Origin of the sequence: Cupriavidus sp. YAF13 (assembly GCF_052113425.1) — a bacterium.
Taxonomy (GTDB): Bacteria; Pseudomonadota; Gammaproteobacteria; order Burkholderiales; family Burkholderiaceae; genus Cupriavidus.
The window spans coordinates 90220-101990 of record NZ_JBFRDD010000001.1 but is presented as its reverse complement, the minus strand read 5'-3'; the positions used below and the strand labels follow the sequence as shown (position 1 = coordinate 101990).

General features: G+C 65.0%; 17 protein-coding genes. All 17 read right to left on the bottom strand.

Features of this window, described 5'->3' with window-relative positions; all coding sequences use genetic code 11:
• Window positions 1-111: 111 nt before the first annotated feature.
• The 17 genes from AB4061_RS00750 to AB4061_RS00670 all read right to left on the bottom strand — a co-directional run bounded on the left by AB4061_RS00750 (window position 112) and on the right by AB4061_RS00670 (window position 11691).
• The gene (locus AB4061_RS00750) at window positions 112-585 is read right to left on the bottom strand and encodes a hypothetical protein (RefSeq protein ID WP_441630019.1); all 474 of its coding nucleotides are present in this window, start codon (window positions 583-585) and stop codon (window positions 112-114) included.
• Window positions 582-725, bottom strand: coding sequence for a hypothetical protein (locus AB4061_RS00745; RefSeq protein WP_441630017.1), 144 nt, complete (start codon window positions 723-725; stop codon window positions 582-584). Before AB4061_RS00745 ends, AB4061_RS00750 begins: the two co-directional genes overlap by 4 nt.
• A gap of 26 nt (window positions 726-751) precedes the next feature.
• The gene (locus AB4061_RS00740; RefSeq protein ID WP_441630015.1) at window positions 752-1120 is read right to left on the bottom strand and encodes a hypothetical protein; all 369 of its coding nucleotides are present in this window, start codon (window positions 1118-1120) and stop codon (window positions 752-754) included.
• A 4-nt stretch (window positions 1121-1124) separates the two neighbouring features.
• Window positions 1125-1556: a hypothetical protein gene (locus AB4061_RS00735; RefSeq protein WP_441630013.1), complete on the bottom strand. Its 432-nt coding sequence runs from the start codon at window positions 1554-1556 to the stop codon at window positions 1125-1127.
• 53 nt (window positions 1557-1609) lie between these two features.
• Entirely contained in the window at window positions 1610-3127 is a 1518-nt protein-coding gene (locus AB4061_RS00730; RefSeq protein WP_441630011.1) for a phage tail protein, read from the bottom strand.
• 59 nt (window positions 3128-3186) lie between these two features.
• Window positions 3187-3330, bottom strand: coding sequence for a hypothetical protein (locus AB4061_RS00725; protein ID WP_416048947.1), 144 nt, complete (start codon window positions 3328-3330; stop codon window positions 3187-3189).
• 8 nt (window positions 3331-3338) lie between these two features.
• Window positions 3339-4244, bottom strand: a complete 906-nt coding sequence (locus AB4061_RS00720; protein ID WP_441630009.1) for a hypothetical protein — start codon at window positions 4242-4244, stop codon at window positions 3339-3341.
• Window positions 4237-4416, bottom strand: a complete 180-nt coding sequence (locus tag AB4061_RS00715) for a hypothetical protein (RefSeq protein ID WP_441630007.1) — start codon at window positions 4414-4416, stop codon at window positions 4237-4239. Before AB4061_RS00715 ends, AB4061_RS00720 begins: the two co-directional genes overlap by 8 nt.
• Window positions 4413-5063 carry a hypothetical protein gene (locus AB4061_RS00710; protein WP_441630005.1) on the bottom strand — a complete coding sequence of 217 codons (651 nt, stop codon included), beginning with the start codon at window positions 5061-5063 and terminating at the stop codon, window positions 4413-4415. The genes AB4061_RS00715 and AB4061_RS00710 overlap by 4 nt, the downstream gene beginning before the upstream one ends.
• Window positions 5063-5506, bottom strand: coding sequence for a hypothetical protein (locus tag AB4061_RS00705; protein ID WP_441630004.1), 444 nt, complete (start codon window positions 5504-5506; stop codon window positions 5063-5065). The genes AB4061_RS00710 and AB4061_RS00705 overlap by 1 nt, the downstream gene beginning before the upstream one ends.
• A 9-nt stretch (window positions 5507-5515) precedes the next feature.
• Entirely contained in the window at window positions 5516-5911 is a 396-nt protein-coding gene (locus AB4061_RS00700) for a hypothetical protein (RefSeq protein ID WP_441630003.1), read from the bottom strand.
• A gap of 3 nt (window positions 5912-5914) precedes the next feature.
• Complete coding sequence (locus tag AB4061_RS00695) at window positions 5915-6322, bottom strand: HeH/LEM domain-containing protein (RefSeq protein WP_441630001.1); 408 nt, start codon at window positions 6320-6322, stop codon at window positions 5915-5917.
• Window positions 6323-6373: 51 nt separating this feature from the next.
• Window positions 6374-7540: a P22 coat - protein 5 family protein gene (locus AB4061_RS00690; RefSeq protein WP_416048953.1), complete on the bottom strand. Its 1167-nt coding sequence runs from the start codon at window positions 7538-7540 to the stop codon at window positions 6374-6376.
• A gap of 135 nt (window positions 7541-7675) precedes the next feature.
• Complete coding sequence (locus AB4061_RS00685) at window positions 7676-8473, bottom strand: DUF6651 domain-containing protein (RefSeq protein WP_441629999.1); 798 nt, start codon at window positions 8471-8473, stop codon at window positions 7676-7678.
• 133 nt (window positions 8474-8606) lie between these two features.
• Window positions 8607-9992 carry a DUF4055 domain-containing protein gene (locus AB4061_RS00680; RefSeq protein WP_441629997.1) on the bottom strand — a complete coding sequence of 462 codons (1386 nt, stop codon included), beginning with the start codon at window positions 9990-9992 and terminating at the stop codon, window positions 8607-8609.
• Between the two features lie 27 nt (window positions 9993-10019).
• Window positions 10020-11306 carry a terminase large subunit domain-containing protein gene (locus tag AB4061_RS00675; RefSeq protein ID WP_441629995.1) on the bottom strand — a complete coding sequence of 429 codons (1287 nt, stop codon included), beginning with the start codon at window positions 11304-11306 and terminating at the stop codon, window positions 10020-10022.
• Window positions 11293-11691: a hypothetical protein gene (locus AB4061_RS00670; protein ID WP_441629993.1), complete on the bottom strand. Its 399-nt coding sequence runs from the start codon at window positions 11689-11691 to the stop codon at window positions 11293-11295. The genes AB4061_RS00675 and AB4061_RS00670 overlap by 14 nt, the downstream gene beginning before the upstream one ends.
• Window positions 11692-11771 lie beyond the last annotated feature (80 nt).

Sequence of the window (11771 nt, the reverse complement as noted above, 5' to 3'; positions counted from 1 at the left end):
CTGAGCGATGAAGAGCAGCAAGCGCGCCTAGACCGCCGTGTGCGTCGCGTTTTCGTGACGCTTGCCATCCTGCTTGTTGGCCTACCCGCTCTCGCAGGCGCGATCTCCGGCCTACTTGAGCCGCGGGTTGCGCCAGCTCCGGCCCGCCAACCAGGCAGCGACAGTCCGGCCAAACCTCGCCTGAATGTCTTTACCGGCACGGATAGCCGCCGGGCCTAGCACGGCGCGCGGGGGAATCGTCCGAGTTCCGAGTTCGTGCCAGACCATCTTCTGGTCATTCGAACCCACCACCGCCTCGTTGCCGATCACAGTCGTCTCGATGCTGTCGCGCATCTGCCCATTGCGAAGCAATGGCGCGTCAACGGGATAGCCCTTCCGGATCTTGTCGAACTCGGTTTCAGCGGTCAGCTCTTCCCACTTCGCGAACGGGCCGACGGCCGGCTGGTAATGGGCGATCTCCGACTTGGCGATCTTCTGGATCAGCTCCGCGCCCTTCTCCGTCACGTGGTGCGTGACGGCGGGGGCCTCGGCGGCAAGTATCGTCAAGTGGTTGGCGAAGTCGGCCATACTGCGAAATGTCTTCATCCCCGCTCCCTGAAGGCCATCGCCTCCCAGTCGAACTTCTCGCCATCAAACTCTCGCATCACCACGCAGGCTGCGAAGCGCTCTTCGGCCGTGTAGGAAAAGGCCACGTCGTACGGCACGCCATTCTTGATCAGCAGCATGGCCTGCCTGAACGCCGGGGCCCGCGCTAGTTTTTTGCGGCTTCCGCGCCCCCGCCGCCGGCAGCGCCATCGATCCTGGCCATGCCCTGCTGCACGGCCACCATACCGGCCTCGTCCAGGCGCTGGATCAGCGCTTCGAGTTCCAGCTTGCTGGTGGGCGGCAGAACCGGCTCGCCATCGATCGCGGCCACGTAAAGCACCGGCAGGCACATGTACCGGTAGACGCTGTTCTCTGCTGCCTCGGGCCCCATGGCCTCGACCAGGCGGAATTGCGCCAGGATGCCGGGCTTCTTGAGGGTGATCTGGCGCCCTGTCGAATCGGACACGGTGGTTTCCGCCGCGGCGCGCGCGACGACTTCTTCGGAAGGGCGAAGGGTAACGGTTGGGGTGCTCATGAGTTCAGGCGATCCGTTTGCGGCGCGAGGCCATGAATGTTAGGGAGAGCTTGACCGAGGCGTCTCCAGCGGCCTCGCCGCCATCGTCGAGCGACAGCACGACCCCGTCGTAGCGCCACTGCGAAATTGCGCCACTCGGTTCCGAGACGGTCTCGTAGATCTGGCACGGCTGCTCGTTGATTCCCGAGTAGTAGTCCGTTTCGAGCTGGTCGAAGTACGACTCGATCTCCGGGCCAGCCCGGTTGACGCCAAACGAGCCGGACCAGCCATCAAAGAAGCGTAGGTGCACAGAGAGGCCGGTGATCAGCTTCACGCGTTCCTGCGTGGTGTCCTGCTTCTTCCGGAAGGTGGTCAGCTTCGGGATCTGCAGTGGACCGGTCGGGGTCTGGATGACCAGCGTGGTATCGCGCCCGACGGAAAGCCCTTGTTGCGGCATGTTGTTCTCCAGAAAGAGAGAAGCCCGGCGAGCCGGGCGGTGTTATCGGGTGCTTACTGCACGATCACGGTGGTCTGGCCGCCCTGCAGGTTGACCAGGAAGTTGCGGACGACCGCCATGTAGCGCGCCTGGACGTTTGCCTGCATCCAGCCCGCGCGGATACGCGCGTCAGGGTTGTTGGTCCTGTCGAGCACGACCTTGTAGGCGTCGATCATCTTGGGCCTCACGTCTGCCATGTTCGACATGAACTGATCCAGCCCGGCAAACGCATTCGAACGGGTATCGTCCTCGTCGTCGAAGCCTTGCAGCTCACCAGTGAACTTCCCGCCCCAGGCATCGATGCTGTACGCGATGTAGTTCGTCAGGCGCGTGTAGCTGTCTTCGCGCAATGCCTGGTCGCTGCTCGAATTCAGGCCCAGCACGAATGAAAAGTACTTGCCGCCCGGGGACGGGTTGGTCAGCACGTCGATGCCGGCCTGCACCAGCTGCAGCAGCTCGGCGGTCGAGTAAGGCTGGTTGTTGTAGGTCCGCTGGGTAGCGACGATGCCCTGCAACTGCTTGTTCAGCGTGCTCTTCTCGGGTGACTGGTTGACCATCAGGCCCAGCGCGAACGCTTGCGGAGAGATGAGGCGCACTTGGTTGATGGTCGTGTCGTTCACGTACACCCAGTCGCCGAAGATCACCTTGCCCGCGTATGTGTCGATGCCGGCAGCTCCCTTCGTCGTCGCGGCATTGCCGATGGTGTCGCCTGCCGGCCCGACCATCTGCATGTAAGACCCCTCGCCCAGGCCATAGGCAACCTGCGTCGACCAGGTCGTCGAGTCGTCGCAGTCGGCCAGCGCAATCACGCTGGCCCCGGACTTGCGCAGGGCGTACATGCCCTTGCGGGGCGCCGTGTCCGCGCCCAGCAGCATCGAACCGGTGATGGAGGCCGCCCCGTCGGTGCCACCGATGAGCGAGACGGTGGCCGGCAGGGTCGGGGGCGCGGTACCAGCACCAGCGGTGGCCACGCACATCGTCGACGGTCCCCGAAACTGGCTGTTGCCGAAGTTCACGGCCTTGACGATGTTGTCCCGCAGCGTGGCGCCGGCCCCTGGGATGTTGTCGTAGACCTCCGGCTGGTAGCCGGCCAGCGTGATGGTCAGCTTGGTGGTGCTGGCCGCGGTGCCGGCGCCCAGGATCGCCGAGATGCTATTGCCCAGCGAACCGGTGTACTTCGACGTGAGGGTCACGAAGTTCGTACTGAAGGTCGCGGCGGCAGCCACGTCGGTGCCGTCGGTCACGCGCACGAGCGCAAAAGCGCCAACGTTCCCCTGCATGCCGGCCCAGTTGAGCACCGTCATCAGGTCGTACTTGCGCGCCTGCATCGGGCCGAACACCGCAGCACCACCGGCATAGTCGGAGACTGGAACGGGCACGCCGACCGGCCCCCAGGTGGCCGTGCCAACGATTCCGCCGATGTTGCTCGGCACGCCGTTGATGGGCGCCGGGCCCGGGGGTTGGATGGCGACGATGACGCCAGGCACCTGCTGTGCCGTCAGGTTCACCTGCCCTGCTTGAACAACGGTCATGGATGGCTCCAGAAACGAAAAGAGCCACCCTCAGGTGGCCCGCATTGATGCGATGTGGGTTATTTGGACTTGGCCGGCGGGGCGGCCACCTTGACAACGTTGTTCGACTGCTCGGACGCCAGGACGGCGGCCACTTCCTGAGCATCGGTGATCTCGTCGCCGATCTGGTAGCCGTTGAATGGCGAAATGACGCGAAGAATCATGGTGGGCCTCACATGTAGATGGTTTTGATGACGGCCGGCGCGTCGTTCTCGATAACGACCTGGCCCTGCGTCACCTCGTAGTGCTGCGCCTGCACGGTGGTCGAGTACTCGATCCAGCAGGCCAGGTCACGGCGGTAAATTCGCTCCTTTTGCCCACGGTCGTCCCACGAATTGGACAGCGCGCGCGAGCGCAGCGTCCCGAACGACCCATCGGGCAGCGTGATCCGGTTGATGCCGGCCAGCGCCGAGTCGATCGCGCCGGCCAGCGGGTCGCGCGCGTCGTAGCAGTTCGCCCAGACGGTGATGAGGAACTCCTGATCCTGCCGGCGCACCTCTCGCAGCCGTATGGCAGCGCCGCCGACGCGGCAGAACACCGGCGGCACCGGCCCCTGTATGTAGACCGGCGTGCCGTCGGCCAGCACGACGTTCACGCCGTCATTGGTGGTCACCAGAGTGCCGGCGATCGTGATCACCTGTCCCGAGCTGGTGGTGCCAGGGTAGTCGGCAGCGATGAGCGTCGCCAGCGCCGTTGCCGCGCTTGCCAGGGTGTCGCCCGGCTGCGCCGAATAGACATAGGGCACCGCCTCGACGAACACGACCAGGTTCTGCGGCGTCGACATCGCACCGCCAAGCGTGACGGATTGCCCCGCCACGGTCAGCGTGACCGTGTGGACCGGCGGGGTGATGGTCCGCCACTTCGAAATCGCGTTATCAACGGGCTTCACCGCGCGCGGGAAGACGCTGACGTGCACCTTCCCGGCGGCCATATCGTCCGCCAGCTGCGCCGGGTTCGGCCAGCCCGCGTAGACCTTGATTGGCTGCCCGCTGATGGACGGCTGGCCGGTGCCCCCTGGGTAGGCGGTCTGCGCGACCAGTGCCACCAGCGCGCGCGAGGCGTCGGATAGATCAGCCATCAAGCACCTCGTGGAGAGTAGCGAGCAGGCCCATCCCTGTCACGCCATATCCGGCGCGCCGCAGCATCGCCTTCGCGGCGTCCGCCTCGTGCAGCATCTTCGCGATCAGCTCAGCCAGTTCCTGGTCACTCTTTGCGCGCTCAACCATCGCGCGGCACGCCTCGATCTTCATGCATGCACCTCAGTCACATCGATGCGCCAGAGCTGGTCCGTGCGCTCGGCGCCCACCACCAGGAACCGGCGCCCAAGGTCGTCCGTCAACGTGTCAGCGGCGCGCAGCGCCACGGGAATGCTGGACGGCAGCAAGACCTGGAACCCATGCTCGTCGGCGGACGCTGGCAGCGGCTCATACCGACGGGTGCGGCCACCGAACAGGATCGACGCCGGCCAGCCCGGACCACCGGGCGTGCCCAGCACCGGCGTGTCGACATGGCCGCAGCTGCCCGAATAGCCCACATCGCCGACGGCGTCGGATGCAGCTGGCCGCGCCAGCCAGACCTTGCCGTTGCACTCGACCGTCAGGATCGGCAGCTCGGGCTGCATGCCGGCGATGAAGTGCGCAGCAGGCCCGCGCACCACGTAGTCGCCGACCTGCGTCTGGCGGCCGTCGAGCAGGCAGTACCAGTACGGCTTGTCCGGCAGGTTGGGCCGCGTGTATGACCATTCCTGCGCGCTGAACGAAGCATTCAGGCTTGCCACCTTGGCCGTCAGCGGGTCAGCCGCGCTGGCCGGCCGGTAGACGTCGTAGACGTAGCCGATCCGCTTGGCCGCCTTGGCATAGCCGGCATAGATGCGGTCTTGGAGTTTGGCTGCATCCATCAGAACCTCACGCAGTCGACACCGAGCGCGGCATAGTCGCTGCGCTTGGCCGCGATCAGAACAGCCTGGCGCGCGGTCGCGCCCGCCTCCAGCGCGCCCCAGGCGAACTCGTGGCCCGCGCCCTGGGCGAAGATCCGCTCCCGCATGCGGCACCCGTAGGAGAGCGCGCCAGACAGCTGCCACACGCCGCCGCGCTCGCCGATGACGACGGCGCAGGTGCTGGTCTTGTCGACGTCGAAGTGCGCCGGGTCGGGGCGGCCCCCGCCGCGCATCCAGGCCAGGATGGCCATGGCGAAATCGCCGTTGCCGCAGAAGGCGACGAGAAACACGCGGCCGCCAGGCGCCCTCACCCGGTAGATTTTGCGGACGCGCCGGCGCACGCCGCCGGACCAAGAGCAGCGGTCGGCGGCGAGCGTCGTTCCGTCCCATGCGATCGTTGTCACAGCGCTCTCCTATCCCCTTGCGATGGAAATCCCACCGCGGCCCAACACCGGCCCAGGCGCGAACCCGATGAACTCGCACAAGCGCCGGCGCCACGAGTCGAACAACCGGTCCCGGTCGGCCTGCTCGCGTGCGTTGTGCTTCCAGACTGCCGCCTGGTCGGTGTCGAGGTTGTCGCTGACCGCCGGAATGGCGCTCTCGAGCGTGGCCAGGTTCGTCAGGTAGGTATTGATCAGAACGGCCTCTTCGCTCGCGGACAGGGTCGTCAGGCGCTGGTGCAGCGACATCACAACCATGCCGAACGTGCCGTAGACCACGTCCTGGTAGTCCGTGATGGGCATCGTCAGCCCGGTGAGCGGGTAGCCCATGAATCGCCGGACATCGGTCAGTTGCGCGTCTGTCAGCATCGGTTACCCCTGAGCCGAGGCATCCAGCAGGGCCTGCAGGTCCGCCTTCTTGGCGCCGTCCGGGATCTCGATACCCTTCTCGGTCAGCGCTGCCTTGAGCTGCTCAACGTTCAGACCGTCGGACGGACTCTTGTCCTTCGACTTGACCAGCGAGCGCACCTTGCTTTCGTCGTCGGCAGTGAAGATGTCGCCGAAGTGGGCACGCATCTGCGTCACCACATATTCCGCGTCGGTGTACTCGCCAGGCAGACTGGCCAGTGCCGTATCGAGATCGATTCGCGCGGCGACAGGCTGCCGCTTGGCCTCGAACAGCTCGTGCTCGTTGGTCAGGTCGGACTTGTTGATGACGATGAAGCCCAGCGGGTTCCCCTCCGACACCGGGGAGACCACCTTGACAGTTTCGCATTGCATGATGATTCCTTTGGAAGCCGGGGCGGCCGGCACAGCGCCGCCCCGCGGCGTTTAGCCCAGCAGCACGGCGATGTGGTTGCTCTTGATGGCCTGCGTGCCCCACGCCAGGCGCACGTGGTAAACCAGCTGCATGAACTGGCGGTACACAGCGACGTCAAACACCAGGCCCGAGACGGGGTCCGTGATCTGCACCACGTCGTCGGCCATGTCCATCGCCTTGCCATCGGGGCCGATCGGCATCTTCGGCGCGCGCGTGATCAGCTGCACTGCGGAGCGGCTGAAGCCAACGTTCGGCGTTGCGCTTGCGCCCACCGTCACCGCGGTCGCCGAAGCGGCGATGGCCTGCTTCAGACCGGGCGCCGCCAGCGTGATCGCGCCCGGGGCAGCGGTGCCCGACACCACCACATACTTGTTGGTGTCGCCCGCAAAGGTCACCGTGTCGCCGGCCAGCACGGTGCCGGTACCGGTGATCAGGTTGATCGCCGTCGCACCGACCGCATAGCCGGCCGTGTCAGTGGTGTAGCTCGCGCCCGTACCCTTCGTCACCGCCTGAACGGCATTCGAGTTGTGCAGCATCTGGCCTTCCAGCTCGCCGATGATGCCGCGGCGCAGCAGGTCATCGGTACCAGCTTCGTTCACCTTGAACAGCACGTTCTGCTTGCCGCGCAGGTTGGCGATCGCCGCCGAGCCCAGCACCAGTTGCAGGTCGGTCTGCGGCGCGCCGTTATCGTCCAGGATCTTGCGTTGCTGGGCGATGTCCGACAGATCGCCGGCAGTGCCAAACGGCGCCGTGCCCGGCGTGCCGTAGGCGCGAGACGCGTTCTGGTAGGTGGTCGTGAACAGGTCGACCTCGATCGCGTTGCACAGCGTGCGGAAAGCCTGCGCGAACTGGTTCATCAGCACGCCGCCGTAGCTGCCCGCATTGATCATGCCGGTCTGCTCTTCGCCGTTCCAGCGAATCGGCACGTGCTTGGACTTGCTGATCGTCATCGACACGTTGCCGATGTTCGAGTCGCCCGTGTTCGGGGCGGTGACGGCCGGCGTGTTGTCGGCCATGGTGCCCGGGGGCGCGATCGGGATCAGGATCGACTGGTTCAGCGCAGCGCGCTCGCCCGAGCTGTTGCGCGACACCGCGGGAATGAAGCCGACCTGCTCGCGAGACACCACATCGAGTGCCTCGTACATCGTCGGGATAAGGCCAGTCAGAGTGTTTGCCACTTGGATACTCCAAATATGGGTGGTTGGTACGATTTGAGATTGATCGGGCCATCCAGCCCATAGCGCCGCGCCTCATCCAAGGCTTGGCTAGATACCGCGTGATCCGCAGAGCGGCCCAGGAAGGGCCGCCACCGCTTAGTCGTTGAGGGTTGCTTTGCCGGCGCGAACTTCGGCGGACACCGATTGCTGCTTGGCCGGATCGAAGGTGTTGAACTCGGCTCGGGTGTAGGCGCGCTTTCCGCCCGACGAGCCACCGCCGCTCGCACCACCACCGCTGGCGCCAGACCCTTTCAGGATCTGGTCGCGATGCGGGTAGTTCTCGACGAGCGTTTCGAGCGCCTCGTCGAAGTCGGCGATATCACCGGGGCGCACACGGGAAAAGATCTTGTTTCCGGTCGCGTCGTAGGCAACCGTCTTGCCGTCCTCGATCTTGAATGCCTTACCGAACGCGGCCTTGGCGATGTCGCCGGGAATGGCCAGCTTTTCGGCGATGAACTTGGAACGGTCGAAGCTGCCGCCGATGCGCTCGTCGTAGAGCGTGCTCTGGAGGGTGTCGCGCTCGGTCTTCACGCGCGCGAGTTCCTCGACGTGCGACTTGCTGGCGGCGGCGACCTGCTCTTCGGCGGCCTTCTTGGCAGCCGCCCGGATTTCCTCAACCTTGCCGGCCGTGATCAGCTCGCCATCCTTGATGTTGCGGACGGTTTCCAGTGCCTTGCGCGCCGCGTCAGCGTCGTCAATGCCCTCGAACAGCTTTGCCCGGCCCTCGGCGGCCTCGGCGCGCTCACGATGCGACTTTGCCTCGCCGTTCAAACGCGAGATCGTGGCTACCGTCCCGGCTGCGTCGTGAGGGATCTCTCGGCCGTCGTCATGCACATACACCGGCTTGCCGTCCTGGACCACCACGTGGCCATGCTCGTCGATCTTCAGCTTCATGCTCATTCCTTTGGCTATCCAGCCAGTGAACCGGGTCATCCGACCCACGCGCCGTTCCGCATCCGCGGGCCGGCAAAAAAACAGCCGCAGGGCCCGAAGAGGCCGTGCGGCTGCAGAAAAGAATTTGGTTCGCCTAGTCGTTGATGTTCGCCTTACCGGGCTTGGGAGCGTTCAGCGCGATGCGCTTCTTCTCGTCTTCCCAGGTCAGTTCCGGGCTAACGAGGCCGCGCCGCTTCGCTTCGTTGAAGAGCGACTCGTCGGAGAAGGTGCCGTCGACGTTCATATCGCGCAGAATCTCCATCGAGGCCTCCGCCAGCGACGCCACGCCGAAATCGTTGAAGATCTGGATGTGGCCGCCCTCGGATTCCTTCACCCATTCGGCAGCCAGCTGCAGGGCCGCGTCGATCGCGTCCTCTTCGTCCTGAATGATCCGCTGCAGCGTGCACATGCCGGCCTCGTTATCGGAGACGGTCTGCGCGACGGTCAGGTTGCCTGGCTTGATTACCAGCAGCTCGGCGCCGACCTGGCGCATCCGGTCCTCAAGCGCCGCCAGCTCCCTGCTGCCCGCCTCGATCGCCTTGCCGCCGTGCTCGACAAACCGAAGGTCCGCATCCGGATGGTCGGCATTGACCGCGGACGATGCACCCACTGTGATCGGCGAATCCCCCAGCAGCTTCGCGAACAGGATCGGCACGCGCGCGACGTGCAGAATCGTCTGCTGATCGCTCTTCGACTGCCAGTGCTCAACGTTCATGTGCGCCAGCTCGACAAGCGGCGGAACGCCCTGCATGAATCCAATGCGCCGACCATAGACCGGCACGAACGGGATCTTCTGCAGCGTCGTGGCGCCTTCGTCGTGAAGGATCCACTCCTTTTCCGTCGAGTTGGCCTTCTCGGCTTCGCGCCACACCTCCCAGCGCCCCGGGTAAAGCACCCGCACCTGCTCGATCTCCCGCTCGCCGAATTGGCCGTCAGGCTCGGCGACCGCCTCCAGGAACCGCAGTTGCGTCAGCGTCTGAACCCCGTTGATCCGCTCCGCACGCCAACCGAGGATGCTCTGCGCGTGGATGTGGACGAAGTACGGGCGCACGCCGGCGGCCTCTTCCTCGGCCTTCGTCCGAATGCCGCCGGCATTGGGGAAGTCGACCAGGATGCCGCAGAGGCCATAGGAAATGGCGTGAAAGCACACCGCCGCAGCGAACGCGTGCAGATTGTGGCCCTGCAGGTCGATGTTCTCGCACCACTTGGCAATGCGCCCCGGCACGTCCTTGCCAATCGTAATCGGCTTGGAAAACGGCTTGCCGGTCAGCACCTCGCACGTGCGGCCAAAGGCTGGGAACAGCGTGGCCGAAGCCAGGCGTGCTTTGTACGCATCGGAGGCCTCATTGGGCCACTGCGGAAGGTGCTTGATGCCCGCAGCGCGCATGGCCGTCGTGCCGCCCAGTAGCGCGGTGATGAGCGGATAGTTCTCCGCCATCGCCTTCACGGCGGCTGTTTGCTCTCGGACGGTCGATGTCATGCAAGATTGCTCGGTGATATGCGCCGCCTACATGCTCATGGGGCGGACGGTCGCGGTGCGCTTCACAATCGGCCACAGCTTCACCAGCGGGTAGCCGCCGGCATCGTTGACGTGGTCGTGGCCGGTCGACTTATCCGGCTCGCCGTTCTTGTCGTAGGGCTGCTGCTCGAGCGCCTCGGTGAACTCCGGGCACAGGTGCGTGTTGACCTTCAGCCGGCGCTCGCCCTTGTCGTTCAGGATCAGGGCGTTGACAGAGTTCACCCGATCCTTGACGGCCGGGTTCGTCGGGTTGACCTGCAGCTGGAACCCAGCGCTCCGAAGGATCGACAGATCCGACTCGCTGGCGCTCTTGCTGCTGGTGTTCTGGCCGCTCGCGTCGGGATAGATCAAGACGGCATGGCCCTTGTCCTTGAACCGCTCCTTCAGCATCCGCGCCATCTCGGGCGTGTCTCGCACCTTGGTCAGCTCGCCGACCGCGCGCGGCGTGCCGTCGCGCACCACGTAGATCACCGAGGCCATCTTCAGTACGTTGAAGTCCATGCCGACGTGCAGCGGCTCGCCGGCCGCCGTGGCGTCGTCGGTGTGGTTCAGCTTCCGGCTGAAGTTCGGGTACACCGACCCGGCTGCAAGGTTGACGAACTTCCCCCGCAGGTACGCCTCGATCAGCTGCGGCGGATAGCTCTCCCGAAGAGACGGGATGTAGTCATCCGGCAGGTTCAGCTCGTTGTCGAACGTGCTGGCCTGGATCAGCCCGTACAGGCTCGCCAGTGACGGCTTCTCCGTAATGGCCTTGACGAACTGCTGGTAGACGAACTTGAACCCCTCCGGGGTCGTCGTCACGTCGATGCCGTTGCGCAGCCCCGGCACGTTGTAGCGCATGCGCGCGATGATCTTCCGCCAGGCCGTCTGGGCCTTGATCAGGTTCATCACGTCCAACTCGTCGATCAGCGCGTGGCCGATCTTGAAGCCCACGATGGTCTCCGGCTTCTCCATCGACCGGCAGATGATCGTGCCGCGGTACCGCCGGCCCTCGTAGACGTGGACCTCGTGGTTACTCTGGTTGACCTTGACCCGCAGGCCCATCGTGGCCGCCACCTCCTCCATCGTCGGATAGAAGATGTCGCGGATCTGGGGGTAAGTCGGTGCGAAGTACCCCTGATTGATCTTCGGCCACCGCCAGAAGTGCTGGCAGATGCTGGTGCAGCCCACCCAGGTCTTGCCGGACCCGAAACCGGCAACATAGGCCCGGAACTTGTGTGGCATGCGCAGGAACTCGGCCTGCGGGATGTTCAGGGTCGGGCTAATCGCTACCATCGGGCTCGCCGACGTTGCGCCGGGCATCCTGCACTACAAACGTGAAGTTCTGCGCCGCCGGCGGGGTATCGTCCTCGGGGTCCGTGCCGTCGCCGCGCCAGCGCATCCGCGACTTCGTCCACCAGATAGCCGCCGTCACCGCGCCCTTGCCGCTGCCCGTGGCCGCGCGGAAGAGCGAATTCGCCACCGCGATGTTGGCTTTCGTGGCGCCAGTTTCCAGCTCCGTGCGGAAATGCTTGCGCAGGGACACGGCCGCCAACGGCTTGCCCGTCTGCGGGTTGATGATCAACCGAGCGATCTCATCCTGGGGGATGCCAAAGGCCGCGGCGCTCTCTACCAACTTGCAGTCTGCCGTTGTCGGCTCAAAAGGTTTGCGTCCGGCCATATCAATCTCATCGATACCCGACTTCCGATGGGTCTAAAAATCCGTGCGGCTTCCGACAAATGAGATACCAACCCCCAAGG